Below are 17,789 nucleotides of genomic sequence, written 5' to 3' on the forward strand. Positions count from 1 at the left end.
AGCGGTCTTTTTGTTAGTGCGAGGCTTAGTGGTAGCTTTTTTTGTTGCCTTTTTAGCTGTTTTTGTTGCTGTTTTCTTTGTTGTTTTTTTAGCGGTCTTTTTGTTAGTGCGAGGCTTAGTGGTAGCTTTTTTTGTTGCCTTTTTAGTTGCTTTTTTTGTTGTTTTCTTTTTAACAGCTTTTTTTGGTGTTGCTTTCTTTGTCACTGTCTTATTTACAACAACAGGCTTTCGCTCAACACGAACAACAGGTGGTTCTTGATGGTTGTCAAGTCGAAGTTGTTTTTCAACACGACCTTTTTTTGGCTGAACATACCAAATACTTAACATCAAACCAATAAGCGAACCAATAACAAATTCTAAAATAAGATTAGGATACAATGCAGCGCGATACGTTGTTGCATACACAACAAAAATAATTGTAGCTGCAATAAATAAATAATTGAACTTATGCATTGTCTTTTGCTTACCTGGAACAGTAGTTGCCCTGTACAAGAAATAGGCATTTAAAATAAGCAAGGCGAATTTACCAGCTTGAACAAGTCCACTGGATTGAATAAGTAAACTTAAAAACAACACAATAAATGTAAGATAATTGATGAATAATCTTGTTTTCTTCATGGGAATATCTAATTAGAAAGGGGTATATAAATGTTTTCATCGATAAGTAGTATTTTGTTTTTTTTCTCGGCAACCTTTATAAATAAAAGGCGTGTTTCTGCAACCTAACAATGGCAAAATGCGATATTTGCGGGCAAAAAGTACAAACAACCTTCCTAGGAAAACTAGTAGGAACAATTATCACAGTAAATGGTAAGAAAAAACACGTTTGCAATGCTTGTCAAAAAGAACACAGCGATCTTAAAGCCCAATTATAATTATTCTGCCTCCTTAGCATAGTGGCTAGTGCATCCGCCTCGTAACCAAAAACAGAAGAATTCTGTTTTTCAAGAAAGCGGAAGGTCCCGAGTTCAACTCTCGGAGGGGGCTTTTATCTGATATACAGTGGTCAGGTTTTCTGGTTACTTTATGTCGTGGGCGGGTTTACTGTTTTGTTTATTCTATCTATTGAATCCAGCTGATGTATTATTTGTTTAAAAAGAACGATTCATTATGTTCGAAAGATTTAAATTTTCATTTCTTCAAAGTCTTTTTTATGCGGGAAAAAATTCAGGGTAAATATAGTTTTAAGAAACTCATGAAACATGGTTGGCATGGCTTTGTAGTTATAGTTGGTTTTGCATTATCTCCTTTATCTTGGTGGAATGATTTATTTGTTAATATACCTTTAGCTTATGTCTTTTCATTACCTTTTTCGCTAATAAGTAAAAAACTCTTTATTCCTTCTTTTGTAGTGGGTTATTTACTAACAAATATCTTGGGATTTTATTTAATGCACCGTGGCTTTAAGAAAATATTAAACTCTCCTTCAGGTAGAAAAGAGTTTCGTAGAGATATTATTATTGCGTTTTTGTATACTCTTCTCATAATCATACTTGGTTTAACCGGAGTAATAAAAGCACCTGTTGATTTGTTTACTTGATTGAGTTGCAGTATTTTTATTACTGTTGTTTTATTCATTATTTAGAATGGTTTTCACTAAATCGTAAAGGGAATTATCATCTGTTCTATTTATTTGATGAGCATTTATACCTATTAATTTTGGCGCAAGATAGTCATTTACTTTTCCATCACCAATCATAATAATATCTGTAAATGGAATGCCTGATAGTTTGCTTATGTATTTGTAACTATGTACATCGGGTTTTTTATAACCTATTTGATGCGAGAAAACTCCCAAATCAATATATTCAGGAAGTAATGTTTTTTCATATATTTCATGATATAAGCTTGTCTGGTTAGATAATATTCCAGACATATATCCTTTTTCTTTAACAAGTTTAATTGCTTTAATTGCATCTGGAAAGAGTTTTGATTCTTGATGTTCTTTAGTAATTATTTCTATTTGTTCTTGAGAAAGTTTTTCTTTATCAGCTGAAATCTTTGTTGTTTGAAGAAATTGAGTGATAAATTCTTCAGATGACTTGAGTTCTTGACAAAGGTATAGTGGTTTAACTTTATTTCTCCAAAATTCTTTATCAATATCGTAACGATGTTTAAGAAATGTGAATCCATTCCAATTTGATGGCATGTCTAGTAATGTCTGCCATAAATCAAATACTACTAATTTCATTTTGCATACTTATCTCTAAGTTTTTTTAATTCTTTTCCATAATAGATGAAATCAATATTGTTAGCTAGTCCAATCTCAGTAGATATTTTTTTTACTTTTTCATTAGTTTTTCTTGCACCCATAATGCTACCTGCTATTGATGCCATAGTATCTAAATCTCTATTTGGTTGATTTCTGTGAATGATATTAATAAATTCATCATAGGTATTATTTGCTAAAATACCTGTAGCTATTGCGCAAGGAACCGAAGTCCAAGCATATTTTGTAAACCCAATCATTTCGTCTAACATATCTGCAGAGTTATGCTCGCTGAATATTTTCGTGGCGAGATGAAAATTATCTATTACCTTAGTATGTTTACCTTCAGGAAAATATGTTTGCAGCGTATCTAACATGTATTCATTTATGTTTGCAATGTCTCGTAAGGCTGCTTGTTGTGCATATGCAGTAAGTAATGTTGCAGAAATTGATTCGAGAGTGCCATGCGTGAGTGTTGTCAGTTTAATTACATCTTTTGTTAATTTATTTGCATTATCATGAATAACTGCTAAACCAAGAGTACGTATAGCTCCTCCGTTTGTTTCTCCATCAAGCGCCACATATTCTAGATTATTGCTTGATTTGAATTTTTTAATTTGAGTGCCACCTTTTGGATCGCATATCATAAGATCTGCAGCAAAATCTTTTCTATCGAACTCTTTATTTTTAATTAATGAATCCATTACTAGTTTTGTTAATATAGTGTCATCTGTTATTGCACCATAATTCCATGTTTGTATACTTGTTCGTCGAACTGGTTGTTTAAGTCCAGTTATTTTATGACCATATATTTCTATAACTTCATCAGTCGTATATTTTGAACATATTTTTCCTAGAGCGTCTCCTGTTGCTAGATGCTCAAAACTAGATATTATTTTATTAACAAATGTCATATTGGTCAAACTCCTTTAATAGTTTTTTTACTCCAACACTATTTCCCACATCAAATCTGCGTTTACAATTACGCAGGGTGTGAAGTGCAAAAAAGAACTTTTTATTTTCTTTCACGTATTTTTGTGTTTCTTGTGGATGATATTTTATATATTCTTCAAATGAATTGATATGTCCCAGTCCATACGCAGGACGCTCCATAGTAGCGCGAACAATTGCATAGCCTAAAGGAAGAATACCAAATGCTTCTTCATCGATTAAGTAAATTTTATCTTCATCTGAAATTAAATTATGGATTCCAAAATCTTGATGATCTAAAACAGGAATAAGTTGAGGAAAGGTGTTTACTGTTGCCAGTAGTTTTTGATATATTCTTTTATCTATTTGCTCTACAGTACTTATTGACTCTTTAATGAGTTGAGTTACATTTTTTTCTAGAACTGAAGTTAGCGAGCCATATTTCTGTTTGTTGAGCATTATTTGGAGTTGTGCTATTTCTTCGAGGTGTTTTGTTGCATCACTAGCTGTTAAATTCTTTCCTTGCAGAAATTCAAATAATACTACATTGTCTTCTAGCTTGAGAAGTTTTGCTTTATTATCTAATGTTTTTTCAACTTCTATATTTCTGTTTGCAAGTTTCTTTGCTTCCACTTTATTTGCACATAATCTAGCTTTATACTCGCCTTCTTTAGTTACTAGGTGAAAGACTCTAGATCCGGAAATATAATTTTTTGTTTCAGCATCAAAATATTGTAATATATTTATATCTATTATATCCTCATTAATTCTTTGTTGAAAAAAATCTTTTTTATTCTCAATAGTTGCTGAGAATTTCTGAATTTGAGGATTGTAAAATGCTTCATTAAATAATTCAGTTGAAATCATTTTCATCATATAAATATTTTATACTGTATCCTTTTTTTGCTAGTGTATTGATATTCTTAGCACTTTCTTTTGTTGATGCCACTATATATGTTCCAATATCAATAACATTAACACCCAGTCTTTCAAATTCAGTTATTGCATTAACAAGAGTTGATCCTGTTGTTATTTCATCTTCCACGATAATGATGTTGTCGTTTTTTTTCAAACCATATATGTAGTGATTTGCTCTCTCAGAATGAGGTTCAATAAATGTGATTTCATTTTCATGTTTTAATCGTACACGATATGAGCCTATCATTGGTATATTGGTTGCTTGAGATACGCCGTATGCTGGAAGTAATCCTCCTTCTGCAAAACCAACAATATAATCAATCTTAGTTGTATTCAGTTTAGTTGCAAGTTGTCTACCTACATCTTGTAAAAATTGTGGTTGAAGTGGGTCCACACGTCCATCAAAAGGATGAATGATTTTGAACTTCTTTGTGTCGCCATTTCTTCTTTCAAGCATGTAAAGGTGAACTTTATTTACTGATTCCATGCTTGTTAAGAATGAGTGCGTGGTTATAAATCTTACTTTTTGTTAGCATTATATAGTGGTTAAAACAAGGATTTATTTATAAATGTTTAAAATTATTTCTATAGATTGTAGTATGGTTTTTTATATTTCACCCTATATTAAATAGTTAATGATGGATGAAGACTATTTGCATATTGTGGGCGACACGCATAATGTAGAGAGTCTTCAAAGAATTCTTCTAAAGTATGATAATATTCTCTCTCTTGGTGATATTGGTGCGGCTACTGACCACACTATCTTTGAAGGAAACAACATGAGTAACTATCGTTTAGCTTGGAGACATTTTTCGAAAGGCGATGTTGTATCTCCTGAGATTGTTGCATGGTTTAAACAACTGAATATTTCTTCTTGGATTGCGCAAATAAATAATATTGTCGCATCTGGTAAACTTATTAGTATTATTCAAGGAAATTCAGATTTAGCCATGCTCGAATTTTTTCCAGAATGTAAAACGTTTTTAGATGAGCAAATGAATGAAAAATTTCATTTTATTCGAGAACTTGAGATTATTGAAAAAAATCATGTGGTGTTAGTACTCATTCCTTTTAGTAGAAAACCATACAACCTTCAGTTCTTGGCTGAAGTTAATAAAGAAAAAAAAATAATTGTTTTTAGTCATTGTCCACCTATGAAGCTTGCAAAAAAACCTTATTATACTTTTATCTATGATGTTCTTGATGTCTTAGCAAAGCAAGCAAAGCAAGAAGTGTTATTTTTTCATGGTCATATGCATCCAGATCAATCTTATGTTTACAAGCCAAATGGAATTGTTAATTTGACTTGTATTTGTCCAAAAGCTGAGGAGAATAGAGATGGAATAGGTGTTAACCACCACGTTGTTAAACTTAATTTGACTAAAGGCATCTTTAAGATTTTTGATAGTATTACAAATAAGGAGATTAAGTTGGTTAATTTACCTGACGAGTTCTTTACAAATGAGGATCATTGGAACACATTTGATGAGACTGAACTAGCAAAATAATAGTGCTAGCTTTATAAGCTACTCTTCCTTATACGCTTCTTAGAGAACCTTTAGAATTAGGGGCTTTTAACTTGTAAGGGGCTTAGCTTGGGGGCTTTCTCTTCGGAGGGGGCTTGTTTCTATTTAATTGTGTGCTATATGCGTTTTTTTGTTTTCACTGGCCAAATTCTCATAAGCTATATAAAGTTCTGATAAATAATATTTATTATGGATGAAAAAACTGCTATTAAGCTCTTTGAATCACATAAAATTCGCGCCGAATGGAATTCTGATGAAGAAGAGTGGTATTTCTCTATTGTTGATGTTGTTGCAGTTTTAACAGATAATGATTTTCAAACAGCAAGAAAATACTGGAATAAGCTCTCTCAGCGTCTTCGAGAAGAAGGAAATGAAACGGTGACAAATTGTCACCGGTTGAAATTACTTGCTCCAGATGGTAAACAAAGACTTACTGATGTTGCTAATACGCAGCAATTACTTCGTCTTATTCAGTCTATTCCTTCTAAAAAAGCCGAGCCTTTCAAAATATGGCTTGCAAAAGTGGGTAATGAACGAATTAATGAAACAGCGGATCCTGAATTAGCAATTAACTGGGCAATGCAAACTTATCTTAATAAAGGTTACTCTAAAGAGTGGATTAATCAGCGACTCAAGACAATTGAGGTTCGTAAAGAATTAACAGATGAATGGTCTAGAGTGGGAATTGATAAACAATCAGATTTTGCTATTTTAACAAATGAAATCACTAAGGCTTGGTCAGGAAAGACAGTTAAAGAATACAAACAGCTCAAAAATTTAAAAAAAGAAAATCTTCGAGATAATATGACTAATCTAGAACTTGTTCTTAATATGTTGGCAGAAGTAACAACAAAAGAAATCTCTGAAAAAGAAGATCCAACAACATTTGATGAGAGTAAATCTATTGCAAAAGAAGGCGGGGAAACTGCTAAAGTCGCAAAAGATAGAATTGAGAAACGATTAGGGCAAAATGTTGTCACTTCAAAAAATGCTAAAGAAATCCATTTCAAGAAACATAAGCAAATAAAGTAATTTATTCTTTCATCTGTTGATATTATAACTCGCTTTTATAACTCATTCTTTGTGAGGGTTTCTGAGATGAGGAGTTGCTTACATTGTTTACAGAATACATCGATGATTATTTTTTCTTCTTGCTCTTGCGTTTTTGTGTGTTCTTCTGTTATTTCTTTGTTATTGCAATAAGGACATTTGTAATCCGTTTTTGTTTTGATAAAGCCCTTGTCGCTGAATACTTGTAATGTAACGTAGGATTTAGAGAGCTCTAATATTCTGCCCGTAGGCAATTCTGTTGCCACCGTATCATATAGTTTTTTAGATGTTAAGACTTTACGGTTGTTTTGATCGGACCTGATTCCTTTCTTCATCTTTATGTTGCAAAACTATATTTCACTATATAAACTTGTTTCTACGGAATCTTTATAAACCTCGTTTGCTCTAATTTGTTTGGAGAGGACGGTTAATGATTTTTGGACTGACATATGAACAAATAGTGGGGTTGGCTTTTTTTAGACCTATTTTGGCTTTGTTTATTATTCTTTGTACATTTATTGTCGCTAAGATTGTAAGTGCAGTGCTTAGACGTTATATGAATAAATCTGCAAAATATATCAAAGTAGATAAAACTCATTTTGCCTTCATGCGACATTTCGTCAGTGGCGCTATTTACCTTGTAGGATTTGGCATTGCAGTGTATACCATACCTTCATTTCAAAAACTTGCTATTAGTCTTCTTGCTGGAGCTGGAATTTTTGCAGTAGTTATTGGCTTTGCATCACAAGCAGCATTTGCAAATATTGTGAGTGGTATTTTTATTGCAATTTTTAAACCATTTCGCGTAGGAGATACTATTCAAGTAGGAACCAACTTAGGTATTGTTGAAGACATTACACTTCGACACACCGTTATTAAAAATTTTGAAAATAAACGAATAGTTGTGCCAAACACCATCATCAGCGAGGAAGTCATTGAAAATAGGAATCTTGTTGATGAAAAAATATGCAAACATATTGTTGTAGGTATTAGTTATAATTCTGACTTAGAAAAAGCTATGAAGCTATTACAACAACTAGCGCAGAAGCATCCTTTATGTATTGATTATAGAACTCCGGCCGATAAAAAGAACAAAAAACCAAAAGTAAGTGTTAAAGTTATTGGTCTTGGCGACTCATCAGTCGACCTTAAAGCGTGGGTATGGACAAAGAACGCATCTGATGCATTTGAACTAGGATGTGATATTTATCGAGACATCAAATTACTTTATGATAAAGAAGGAATAGAAATTCCTTTCCCTCACCGAACAGTTTATGTTCGAAAAGATAAACCGAAACGGAAGTCGCGACGATGAAATTATTTTCTAAAACACAACAAAAGATAGGTCTTGCTCCTGGAACACTTCAGTATACAGGTAAAAAGACAACTGAGAAAATAAAAATAAAACTCTTCGATTATAATAAAGATGACTTCGCTGAACAGATAATAGATAATCATGCAGAACTTAAGAATTTTATTAAGCCAAATTTAGTTGCCTGGGTTAATGTAACTGGTGTACATGATACAGAATTAATTTCTTCAGTTTGTGACCAATTTAATATTCATCCATTAGTACAAGAAGATATTGTAAATACAAATCAACGTCCAAAGATGGAAATTGACGAAGAATCTATTTTCTTTGTTTTTCACCTCGTCCATGTCAATAATGATTCTACACTGGAGTTTGAACAAATAAGTATGGTTCTTGGAAACGATTATGTTCTTACTTTTCAAGAAACTGAAAAAGATATTTTTGATCCCATACGTGAGCGAATACGAGGCACAAAATGGCGTATACGTTCTCGAGGAACGGATTATTTAGCTTACGCAATTATGGATTTAGTAATTGATCATTATTTTTATGTCTTAGAACTCTTAGGTCAACGAATTGAAGAATTAGAAACTGAAATTCTAAAAGAACCTACACAAGCAGTCTTTGAAAAAGTACATCATCTGCGGCGTGAGCTTGTAAAAATACGACGAGCAGTTTGGCCGCTTCGAGAAGTTGTTAGTCAATTTCACAAAAGCGAATCTAAGTTAATAGATAAATCGACAGCTATGTATATTCGAGACCTTTACGATCATACCATACAAGTAATAGATACTACAGAAAACTTTAGAGAAATGTCAAGTAGTCTAGTTGATATGTATATGACGGGCGTTTCTAACAAGATGAATGAAGTCATGAAAGTATTAACAATAATTGCAACTATTTTCATTCCTTTAACATTTGTTGCAGGACTTTATGGAATGAATTTTAATTTCATGCCAGAACTTGGTTGGCATTATGGTTATTTTGCGACTTTGGGCGTAATGGTTATTGTAGCTATTGCCATGATTAGATATTTTAGAAAAAAAGCTTGGATGTAATTTTTTGGAGGTTAATGAACTATGTTATTTGCTGAAAAACCAGTTTCCTATTATTGGGATTATTTTAAACTACCATTTTTTATTATGTTGGGATGGACTGTATTAGGTTCTATTCTAGCATTCGTTGATTTTGCAACGTATCAGTCAATTTTTACCCCTTTAGTAGGAATAATTGTGCAAGTACTTCTCTTTGGCTTTGCAGGATTTACTTTATATGAAGATGCAAAAGATGCAACGTTAGGTCACGCGACGTGGTCTGGCGCATTAACGGGTGTAAGTATAGGGTTTATCAGTGCAGTAGTCTCCCTTATCTTGTTATTCACCTTGCCTGCAATGAGTCAAGTGATTGTTAATCAAGCTGCAGCAAAAGGAGTTACGCTAAGCGCATCACAAATTGACATGATGAAATACTTATCATTTACCAGTTTAATTTCAGCACCGATTGTGAGTGGATTACTTGGAGCTGCTTGTGGTGTTGTTGGAGGTCTAGTTGCTAAGTATTTTGGAACTAAAAACAAGAAAAACAAATAATTTTTTTGGTTTATTTTTCTTTAACTTATAAGTATTCATTCTTATAATCCCAATGTTTTTATAGCTGAGCATATATGCCTTTCTTATGAGACATGTGAATGATTTGAAGAGTGAACCTTCAAAAAGCAGAATAGTTTCTATTATTGTAGTTATAGTGGTAATTATTATTCTTTTTGCAAGTATAAAAGTTGTAGATGATGGTCAAGTAGGTGTGAAAAAAACACTCGGCCATATAGCAGATGAAGAAGTAGATACGGGACTTACTTTAATTATTCCTATTATTCAATCCCTTGAAATTTATGATGTAAAAACTCAAGAAATAAAAGAAACGTCTATGGTTCCGTCCTCCGAAGGGTTGATTATTACGTTGGACGTGAGTGTTCTTTATCGCTTGCAAAATGCAGAGGTTGCTGAACTTCGAAAATCGGTAAATAAAGATTTTAAAGAAACATTAATTATTCCCTATATTCGAAATGAAATACGAGATACGGTTTCAGGCTATGAAGCAAAAACTATTTACTCTCAAGAAGGACGTAAAGAAGTAGCATTACAAGTGCAAACTAATTTAGTTGAAAAATTAAGTGTTAGAGGTATACTTATTGAAGATGTGCTTTTAAGAGATATTAAACTACCTCAAAAAGTAACGCAAGCAATTGAGCTTAAACTCGAGAAAGAACAAGAATCACAACGAAAAGAATTTGAACTTATTTCTGCAACAAAAGATGCGGAAATTGAAGTTGCTCGAGCAAAAGGAGTTGCTGAAGCAAACAGAATTATTTCGGGTTCTATTTCTTCGCAATACATTCAGTATTTATGGGTGCAAGGATTAAATGATGGAAATAGTGAAGTTATCTATGTTCCAACAGAAGCAAACCTTCCTATACTTGAAGCAACAAGAAATTCTGGAATGGGATTGCCCATAGTAGAATAAATTATTTTTTTTCTTTCTTTTTCTGTAAGAATTCTGCATTCTATTTTATTTCTATCTTTACTCAGCGGATGCGTGTTCACGAAGGAAACTCTCAACAATATACTTTACAAACACTTCTTCTTCTTGAGTTTCATCGAATTTATCAAGTGCAGTGTAATAAGATTCTCTATTTTTATATTCAATAGTCATCATAGGATAATTGCTTCTGTTTAGTACATAATTAAGCAGCAATCGCGCAATCCGTCCATTACCATCAAGAAAAGGATGGATTTTTACAAATTTAAGATGTGTCATTGCAGCAAGCTCAACAGGATGCATTTTATTACGATGTTCTTTGAACCATTCAATGAATTCGTCAATAAGATAGGGAACATCTAAATAGTGAGCTGCTTTATAGCCTGCAACGCGAACATTAGCTTTACGAAATTTACCTGCGATACTTGGTTTAGCTTGTTTAAATAATTCCTTGTGCCAGTGCAAGATAAGTTCTTTTGTTAATGGTTTTTTAACGGTACTCATATTCATGAATACTCTCCAATGCGCGAAACTTTCAATATGATCTTTGAAAGGCTTTTCTGAAGGAACGTCTTTGTGGAATAAATCTTTAGTTTCTTCAGGAGTGAGCTTGTTTCCCTCAATTGCGTTTGTGTTATAGGTGAAATTAATACAGAAATCCATGAGTTGCTCGTCTTTAAGTTCTGGCTTATAGCTTCTAATTTTCTCAATAAGTTCAAAGGTCTCTTTATCTATACATATCCATTCTTTACTTTGCAAGTGAGCTAGAAAATCGAGCTTAAGTGTTTCAAGCTCGTGTTCACTAGGCTCTTGTCTACCAATATATTTCTCTATCTTCTTGGTCTTGCCATTCTTTCTAACACTCTGTATAAGATAGTAGTAAGGAACTCCTTTGACCGTTTTAGTGCGTAGATATACCATTTTCTATACTGAAATATTAATTAGCCCCCACTTATATATAAAGATTTGTTTTTGTGGGGCTAACGATTTCTAAAACGCAGTCTTTAAAAAGCCCGGTTTACTCTCCAGAGTAATTCTATTTATGCCAACGTCGCATAACCCGGTATTGCGCCGGCCTTGAGAGTCGAAAACTTGATGTTTTCGAAGCTTTAGGTCTTCGACCAAAACAGCCGGTCCCTTTGGGATTCCCGGTTCGAATCCGGGCGTTGGCGCTTTTTTTTCTCAAAAAAGGGACAACCAGTGAATTTCTAATTTTAACGCGTTGGCGCCTCTTTTTCATAATAATTTTTATATATCAAGAGTTTTTTGAAAGCAGGGTTGAGGGGAATATTATGATAATAGGTATAACAGGAACACTTGGAGCGGGGAAAGGAACCATTGTTGAGTATTTGGTGGGGAAGAAAGGATTTCATCATTTTTCTGCGCGAGCACTCATTAACGAAGAGATAACGAAGCGAGGACTTTCTATTAATCGAGACAATATGGTTGCAGTTGCAAACGACATGCGCGCAAAACACTCGCCAAGCTGGGTTGCTGAAGAACTCTTTCTTCGAGCGCAAAAACTAGGTGGCGACTCAGTCATTGAAAGTCTTCGAGCAGTCGGTGAAGTAGAAAAATTGCGCGAGCAACCAGACTTTATTTTCTTTGCAATAGATGCTGATAGAAAAATACGCTTTGAGCGAGTACAACAAAGAAATGATGTCCAATCAGACGATGTTGACTTTCAAAAATTCACCGAGCAAGAAGAATTAGAAATGCAATCAACAGATCCAACAAAACAAAACTTATCGGCATGCATTAGCATGGCAGATTATGTTTTTCAAAACAATGGAACCATTGAAGAATTAGAAAACCAAGTTGAGGCGGTGCTTAATGAGCTCAGAACAAAAGAAAACTAAACAAGAATTTGTTTCTAAACGAAACGATTATATTTCCTGGGATGATTATTTTATGGGTGTTGCTATGCTTTCAGCAATGCGCAGTAAAGATCCTAGTTCACAAGTTGGTGCTTGTATTGTTGATAAGCAAAATCATATTATTGGAACGGGCTATAATGGTTGGCCGATAGGAATTGATAATGATGCATTGCCGTGGGCACGACAAGGTGATCTACTTAATACAAAATATCCTTATGTAGTTCACGCCGAAGCAAACGCGATTCTTAATGCGACACGAGATTTGCAAGGAGCAACCCTTTATGTGGCACTTACTCCTTGTAATGAATGTGCGAAACTTATTATCCAAAAAGGAATTAAAGAAGTCGTTTATATTAGTGATAAATATGCAGATGTAGATATTTTTATTGCGGCAAAGAAAATGCTTAACATGGCCGGAGTAAACCTACGACAGCTTAAACCAGCAGAATCAGAACTTATTATCGATTTTGAAAAAATAAATAATTAAATAATTTTTTTAGTGCTTTAGTTTATCTAACTAAATACGAGCGCTATTATTTCTTTATTCAAAGCCTTCACCGGGATTGCCCCGTGATGATTGTTCTGGAACTCCTGCAACGATGACATCATCAATGCGCAGAATTAAAACAGCCACTTCGCTAGCACTTGCGATAGCCTGTGTCTTTATTGGAAGTGGTTCAACAATACCTTCTTTAAAGGCATCGATAATTTTACCATTAAACACGTTAACGCCCGCCCATTTTTTTCCTTTATCGTGAGCAGCATTAAGATCAGAAATAATATTAATAGCATCAAGACCAGCATTTTCTGCAAGCGTTTTAGGAATAACCTCAATAGCTTTTGCGAATGCTAAAATTGCAAGTTGTTCTTTGCCTGATACTTTTTGTCCAAAATGCTGCAGGTTTCTTGTGAGTTCTGTTTCAGTTGCGCCTGCGCCACCAACAACACGATGTGCTCGAAGCGCGCTTGCAACATTGCCTAATGCATCGTCTAGTGCGCGATTCACTTCATCAGCAGTATGTTCTGTTGTTGCCCTTACTAGTATGGTAACTGCTTTAGGATTTTTGCAATCACGAACAAAGGTCATTTCTTCATCGCCGACTTTTACTTCTTCAACAAGACCTGCCTTTCCAAGATGATCTTTTTGTAAATCATTTACATTACTAATAATATTGCCTCCTGTTGCTCGAGCAATATTTTTCATATCGGATTTTTTTACTCGACGACAGGTATAAATACCGCGTTGCGCAAGGAGATACTGTACTACCTCATCAACACCCTTTTGACAAAACACGACACTTGCGCCAGTTTTTGTAATAGTATCAACTATTTTTTTAAGCATATTTTCTTCCATATCCAAAAATGCTTGTAATTTATCAGGATCAGTAATTGAAATACGTGCGTCAGTTTCAGTTCTACGCATTTCTAAAGGAGAATCAATAAGCGCAATCTTTGCATTTTTTACAGATGTTGGCATGCCCGCGTGCACTTTTTCTTTATCAATAACAACACCTTCAATGAGTTCTGTTTCTTCAACACTACTGCCTACTTTTTTTTCAAGCTTTACATTATCGATGTTGATGTCTTCTTCTTCTTTGATTTTTTGAAGTGCTTTAACAACAATTGATGCAAGATGTTCTTTTGCACCTTCTGCAACTTTGCCTGTCATTGCAGTCATGGCAAGTTTATTAAGTGTTGTTGTATCTTTTTCGGTAATCATCTCACTCATATTAAGTAATATTTTTTGTGCTATTTTTGCAGCTTGACGATATCCTTTGATAATAACTGTTGGATGAATACCTTGCTCAAGTAGTTCTTCAGCTTTTTTTAAGAATTCGCCAGCAAGTACAACTGCAGTTGTTGTCCCATCACCAACTTCATCTTCTTGCGTTTTAGCAATCTCAACAATCATCTTAGCTGTCGGATGCTCAATATTCATTTCCTTAAGAATGGTTGCGCCATCATTAGTAATAGTTGCATCGCCAAGTGAATTAACAATCATTTTATCCATTCCTTGTGGACCGAGTGTTGTTCGAACAGTTTCAGCTACAAGTTTTGCAGCAAGAATGTTCATTCTTTGCGCGGTTCTTCCTTGATCTCGTTTGGTTCCTTCTGCGAGAAGATAATCGTTTGCGTTAGTATCTTGTTGACTCATGCATAGAATAGAACGAGCCATTCTTTAAATAGCTTTTTGTTCAGATGTTACTCTTAAGAGAAGACATAATCTTTATATACTGTTCTTTCCTTAAGAAGTTTAAAAAGAGGTAGTGTTAATGCCCGAAGATGATGAATACGAGTTATTGCCGCATGAAGAAGTGGAACAACTCCGACGAGATGTAGATAAACTCAAAAAAAATCCTTTTGGAGATGGTAAAGATAGCAGAGACCTTATTGCTTCTATAAATGATTTAAAACATGCTATCCAATCATTACATGCTCTTTTTGCGCAAGCAAACCACGAAATAGAACAAGATTTTCGATCAACAAGCATTAAAGACCATTTTAAAATTATTTCCAAACAAAATGAGCGCATAGCGGAAGGAATTGTATCTGTTGCAAAAATGTTGGAAGGCCAAGTACAACCGAACACATCTACAACTTCTCTGCAGCCAGATGCGACACAACAATCACCATCAACCTCTACGTCAATGGGATTATCTCAAGAGCCAATAACAAATCCTTTGCCGCCTAATCAAAACAATTTTTTATCGCAGTCTTCTCCAAATACTGTACCTCCCTTAACACCAAATCAAGCTCAACCATTTACTCAAGCTACAACACAACCTGAATCTCAAACATCGATGCAACCTCCCGCAGGTGGCGTGCCACCTTTACAAACAATGCCTCATGCAGGTCAGCAACCACCAACTATTCCACCACCTCCACCGCCAAAAAAGAAAGGACTTTTTAAATGATACCGCTTCTTAAAGAACAATTAATTGTATCACTAGTACACGCAGCGCAACAACCTCATGTTCTTAGTCAACTAGAGCCGCGACTTGTTACTCACGTACAAACAAAAAATGCTCATCGTATTCACCGTTTCAGACAAAAAAAAACAAAACCAAATTCGCGAGTAACAAAAATTAGTTCTCCAGAAAAAAAACGAACGGTGATACATTCGATTGCAGAAGAGATAACTCTTGCTCGAGTTGTTGCAAAAGAGCTTTATGAAGATCAAGAAATAACTGAAGCGGACTGGCGAGCAACAAAAGCAATGCTTAAAAAATTATCAACTCAGCTCATGCAGAAAAAAATTGTGCATTAAGTACTTTAGAATGAGTTGTAAAAAATAAAAAGAATTTTTTATTGCTTTCTATCCTAATGCCAAATCCATGTTAGCTACTTCAGCCTGGGTGACGCCATCAATTTCTGCTTTCATCTTATCGCAGATGCTATCAAAATCAGCGTTGTCATTCATTTCATACATGCCCATAACCAGAACTTGCTTTAAGCCAAAAGCTAAAGGTTCAATTTTTGTTTGGGTATCGCCCTTTGCTCCAGCTTCCTTTGCAATCTTTTCAGCAGCAACTTTGATGCTTTCTACATCTGTATCAGGAGACTTTGGCATAAGTTTAAACGTTACAATTGCATTACTCATTATTCAGCACCTCAACTAGTTAGGTCCTACAAAACCACATTCAGGACAGGTGTATTTTACTACAATTTCCCGAGACTTTCGGCTTCTATAAATAATCTGTTTACCGCAGTTAGGACAAGGAAAACTGGTCGAACCAATATCATTGGTTAAAGCAGTATTAGTTGCTGAATCGTGTTTAATTTTGTCAGTCATACACGCTAAGAAGTTACACTCTCTTTATAAACGTTATGTCTGATTGGGGTTTGTTTAAAATATGCTATTGCTTCACTTAGTATATTGTTTTATCCAAAACATTTAAATTATTCTTCGCTCTTGAACTCGTATGGCTGAATTGTTTTTAGATGCGGTAGCACTTCTTGAACCATATTATTTTCTAGTTGAGAAAGTTAATAGTTTACACGAACTTACTGAAGAAGATTTAGCTTCTGTATGTACGCCACTTTGTGCAAATGAAGTTATTAAACTGCAAAAACTGTATAATTTGTCCGGAAAACTTCGAAGTTGTGGCAATCCTTCATTTGTCCATTCTCTTCGAACATTTATTTGGGCGCAAGCATTCCAACTACCTCCTCAAACAACAAGAATTGTTCTTTCACACGATGTTGTTGAAGACTTTGGAAAAACATATCAGCAAATCAGAGCGATGCTTGAAAGAATTCCAAATGACATTCGATTACAAATTAAATTACTAACTAATCAGTACAAAGTTATTGCAAAAGAACTTGCTCCTTATGATTCGCTTGCTGCGATGAAAAAGAAAATAGTAACTTTTTATCATGAAGATGATGTGGTGCCACAAAAAATATTTTCTCTTCTTGGCAATTTACCAGAAGGAATTAACTTACCATTGTATTTGAAAGATAATGCTTATCGACTTTATGTAGAAGATATACTAGAAAGTGGTGATGAAAGTGTTCTTGTAGCAAAATTTATTGATAGGCTTGATAACACACTTACCGATTTACCTTCCAAATTTGATGCAATATTAAAATTATATGATAAAAACATGTTGTTATTAACGCTGACACAAGAAACAATTGCACAAACAAAAAATGTTCGTTTACAATTAATTTATTTACTACTTTTTGAACGATTTTTAGACCAATCGACAGCGTTACGACGACGTTATGATCACATCGCAAAAGTCCGTGGAAAATTCTATGGAAAACAATATTCGAAACTGAGTCGAGACTTGCGAGCGCGACATAAAGAGCTTGAAAAATTACAACTATTTGCAGATAAACTTTACGCGAGTAAAAAAATTGAACGATTACTTGAACAACTCAAGCGAAAATATTTCTAGAACTATTTTAATATTTTTTTATAGGTATTATTTTTAGGTGTTTCTTATACCTACTTACACTTTTCATGCGGAGAAAGGGTTTTATTCCGACAAAAAATGCGTTTTTATTTTTGGAGCCTATTCTTATGAATAATCTCTCCATGTATGCTTACACTTTTCGCATCTAAAGAATTTGGTTTCTGGTTCGTCGCCAGCTCGTGTTTGTTTGAGCCAATAAAACGCTTTATCATGACCGCACTTAGGACAATCAGCATCAGTTAATGGGTGAACATCAGCATTTTCAACAACCTGAATGTCTTCTTCCTCGTTTTGCACTGTTTCTTTGATAGTAGCATTCTCTTTTTTCATATCACTACTATAACCACAACTACAAAACAAAACCGTTTTTGTTTTTTGCTGCTTGGTTTTAAGCAAACTTCCGCATTTTGGACAAAACATCATTTCAAAAGAAATTTTCATCGTTCTGATTTAAAAAGTTTATGACGATAGAGTATTTATTTGAACAATTTTCGGAAAATAATGGCTAAA

General features: G+C 34.1%; 24 protein-coding genes and 2 tRNA genes. 15 read left to right on the forward strand and 11 right to left on the reverse strand.

The window, feature by feature from the left end; all coding sequences use genetic code 11:
• Positions 1–618: hypothetical protein (locus K9M74_01285; GenBank protein ID MCF7798516.1), on the reverse strand; the 618-nt coding region annotated here is incomplete at its 3' end.
• 110 nt (positions 619–728) lie between these two features.
• Between K9M74_01285 and K9M74_01290 the strand changes: the two genes are divergently transcribed.
• The 3 genes from K9M74_01290 to K9M74_01300 all read left to right on the forward strand — a co-directional run bounded on the left by K9M74_01290 (position 729) and on the right by K9M74_01300 (position 1,540).
• The gene (locus K9M74_01290) at positions 729–875 is read left to right on the forward strand and encodes a hypothetical protein (protein MCF7798517.1); all 147 of its coding nucleotides are present in this window, start codon (positions 729–731) and stop codon (positions 873–875) included.
• A gap of 7 nt (positions 876–882) precedes the next feature.
• Positions 883–987: transfer RNA gene (locus K9M74_01295), tRNA-Thr, on the forward strand.
• Between the two features lie 208 nt (positions 988–1,195).
• Complete coding sequence (locus tag K9M74_01300; protein MCF7798518.1) at positions 1,196–1,540, forward strand: hypothetical protein; 345 nt, start codon at positions 1,196–1,198, stop codon at positions 1,538–1,540.
• Positions 1,541–1,570: 30 nt separating this feature from the next.
• On the opposite strand, the gene K9M74_01305 is transcribed toward K9M74_01300, so the two are convergent.
• Genes K9M74_01305 through K9M74_01320 form a run of 4 tightly spaced genes read right to left on the reverse strand, consistent with a single transcriptional unit; the run spans position 1,571 to position 4,544 of the window.
• Entirely contained in the window at positions 1,571–2,191 is a 621-nt protein-coding gene (locus tag K9M74_01305; protein MCF7798519.1) for an HAD family hydrolase, read from the reverse strand.
• On the reverse strand, positions 2,188–3,123 hold the full coding sequence (locus K9M74_01310; protein MCF7798520.1) for an ADP-ribosylglycohydrolase family protein: 936 nt from the start codon (positions 3,121–3,123) through the stop codon (positions 2,188–2,190). The genes K9M74_01305 and K9M74_01310 overlap by 4 nt, the downstream gene beginning before the upstream one ends.
• Positions 3,110–4,015: a hypothetical protein gene (locus tag K9M74_01315; GenBank protein MCF7798521.1), complete on the reverse strand. Its 906-nt coding sequence runs from the start codon at positions 4,013–4,015 to the stop codon at positions 3,110–3,112. The genes K9M74_01310 and K9M74_01315 overlap by 14 nt, the downstream gene beginning before the upstream one ends.
• Positions 3,993–4,544, reverse strand: a complete 552-nt coding sequence (locus K9M74_01320; GenBank protein MCF7798522.1) for a phosphoribosyltransferase — start codon at positions 4,542–4,544, stop codon at positions 3,993–3,995. The genes K9M74_01315 and K9M74_01320 overlap by 23 nt, the downstream gene beginning before the upstream one ends.
• A gap of 148 nt (positions 4,545–4,692) precedes the next feature.
• Between K9M74_01320 and K9M74_01325 the strand changes: the two genes are divergently transcribed.
• Complete coding sequence (locus K9M74_01325) at positions 4,693–5,565, forward strand: hypothetical protein (GenBank protein MCF7798523.1); 873 nt, start codon at positions 4,693–4,695, stop codon at positions 5,563–5,565.
• Between the two features lie 207 nt (positions 5,566–5,772).
• A complete protein-coding gene (locus K9M74_01330) occupies positions 5,773–6,615 on the forward strand; it encodes a hypothetical protein (GenBank protein ID MCF7798524.1) in 843 nt (280 codons plus the stop codon).
• Positions 6,616–6,650: 35 nt separating this feature from the next.
• Here K9M74_01330 and K9M74_01335 read toward each other — a convergent pair whose 3' ends face one another.
• On the reverse strand, positions 6,651–6,968 hold the full coding sequence (locus tag K9M74_01335; protein MCF7798525.1) for a hypothetical protein: 318 nt from the start codon (positions 6,966–6,968) through the stop codon (positions 6,651–6,653).
• A 95-nt stretch (positions 6,969–7,063) separates the two neighbouring features.
• Here K9M74_01335 and K9M74_01340 point away from each other — a divergent pair, with 95 nt between their 5' ends.
• The 4 genes from K9M74_01340 (at position 7,064) to K9M74_01355 (ending at position 10,465) form a co-directional block, all read left to right on the forward strand.
• Positions 7,064–7,948, forward strand: a complete 885-nt coding sequence (locus tag K9M74_01340; protein MCF7798526.1) for a mechanosensitive ion channel family protein — start codon at positions 7,064–7,066, stop codon at positions 7,946–7,948.
• Complete coding sequence (corA, locus tag K9M74_01345; GenBank protein ID MCF7798527.1) at positions 7,945–9,003, forward strand: magnesium/cobalt transporter CorA; 1,059 nt, start codon at positions 7,945–7,947, stop codon at positions 9,001–9,003. The genes K9M74_01340 and corA overlap by 4 nt, the downstream gene beginning before the upstream one ends.
• A gap of 21 nt (positions 9,004–9,024) precedes the next feature.
• Positions 9,025–9,534: a hypothetical protein gene (locus K9M74_01350; protein ID MCF7798528.1), complete on the forward strand. Its 510-nt coding sequence runs from the start codon at positions 9,025–9,027 to the stop codon at positions 9,532–9,534.
• An 85-nt stretch (positions 9,535–9,619) separates the two neighbouring features.
• On the forward strand, positions 9,620–10,465 hold the full coding sequence (locus K9M74_01355; protein ID MCF7798529.1) for a prohibitin family protein: 846 nt from the start codon (positions 9,620–9,622) through the stop codon (positions 10,463–10,465).
• Positions 10,466–10,522: 57 nt separating this feature from the next.
• On the opposite strand, the gene K9M74_01360 is transcribed toward K9M74_01355, so the two are convergent.
• Positions 10,523–11,401: a Fic family protein gene (locus tag K9M74_01360; protein MCF7798530.1), complete on the reverse strand. Its 879-nt coding sequence runs from the start codon at positions 11,399–11,401 to the stop codon at positions 10,523–10,525.
• A gap of 123 nt (positions 11,402–11,524) precedes the next feature.
• On the opposite strand from K9M74_01360, the gene K9M74_01365 reads away from it, so the two are divergent.
• The 3 genes from K9M74_01365 to K9M74_01375 all read left to right on the forward strand — a co-directional run bounded on the left by K9M74_01365 (position 11,525) and on the right by K9M74_01375 (position 12,844).
• Positions 11,525–11,652 (forward strand) — tRNA-Ser (locus K9M74_01365).
• Between the two features lie 120 nt (positions 11,653–11,772).
• Entirely contained in the window at positions 11,773–12,339 is a 567-nt protein-coding gene (locus tag K9M74_01370) for an AAA family ATPase (GenBank protein MCF7798531.1), read from the forward strand.
• A complete protein-coding gene (locus K9M74_01375) occupies positions 12,314–12,844 on the forward strand; it encodes a dCMP deaminase family protein (protein ID MCF7798532.1) in 531 nt (176 codons plus the stop codon). Before K9M74_01370 ends, K9M74_01375 begins: the two co-directional genes overlap by 26 nt.
• Positions 12,845–12,898: 54 nt before the next feature.
• Here K9M74_01375 and K9M74_01380 read toward each other — a convergent pair whose 3' ends face one another.
• The gene (locus K9M74_01380; GenBank protein MCF7798533.1) at positions 12,899–14,512 is read right to left on the reverse strand and encodes a TCP-1/cpn60 chaperonin family protein; all 1,614 of its coding nucleotides are present in this window, start codon (positions 14,510–14,512) and stop codon (positions 12,899–12,901) included.
• Positions 14,513–14,630: 118 nt separating this feature from the next.
• On the opposite strand from K9M74_01380, the gene K9M74_01385 reads away from it, so the two are divergent.
• A complete protein-coding gene (locus tag K9M74_01385; GenBank protein ID MCF7798534.1) occupies positions 14,631–15,272 on the forward strand; it encodes a hypothetical protein in 642 nt (213 codons plus the stop codon).
• Positions 15,269–15,625: a hypothetical protein gene (locus K9M74_01390; protein MCF7798535.1), complete on the forward strand. Its 357-nt coding sequence runs from the start codon at positions 15,269–15,271 to the stop codon at positions 15,623–15,625. The genes K9M74_01385 and K9M74_01390 overlap by 4 nt, the downstream gene beginning before the upstream one ends.
• A gap of 48 nt (positions 15,626–15,673) precedes the next feature.
• Here K9M74_01390 and K9M74_01395 read toward each other — a convergent pair whose 3' ends face one another.
• Both K9M74_01395 and K9M74_01400 read right to left on the reverse strand, forming a co-directional pair.
• Positions 15,674–15,958, reverse strand: coding sequence for a hypothetical protein (locus K9M74_01395; GenBank protein MCF7798536.1), 285 nt, complete (start codon positions 15,956–15,958; stop codon positions 15,674–15,676).
• Positions 15,959–15,973: 15 nt separating this feature from the next.
• On the reverse strand, positions 15,974–16,150 hold the full coding sequence (locus K9M74_01400; GenBank protein MCF7798537.1) for a zinc finger domain-containing protein: 177 nt from the start codon (positions 16,148–16,150) through the stop codon (positions 15,974–15,976).
• Positions 16,151–16,280: 130 nt separating this feature from the next.
• On the opposite strand from K9M74_01400, the gene K9M74_01405 reads away from it, so the two are divergent.
• Positions 16,281–17,261 (forward strand): hypothetical protein, encoded by a 981-nt coding sequence (locus K9M74_01405; protein MCF7798538.1) that lies wholly within the window; start codon positions 16,281–16,283, stop codon positions 17,259–17,261.
• A 123-nt stretch (positions 17,262–17,384) separates the two neighbouring features.
• Here the strand turns inward: K9M74_01405 and K9M74_01410 are convergent, their stop codons facing one another.
• On the reverse strand, positions 17,385–17,702 hold the full coding sequence (locus tag K9M74_01410) for a transcription factor S (GenBank protein ID MCF7798539.1): 318 nt from the start codon (positions 17,700–17,702) through the stop codon (positions 17,385–17,387).
• Positions 17,703–17,789: the final 87 nt, after the last annotated feature.

This window comes from Candidatus Woesearchaeota archaeon (genome assembly GCA_021734105.1).
Lineage (GTDB): Archaea > Nanobdellota > Nanobdellia > Woesearchaeales > SKGA01 > SKGA01.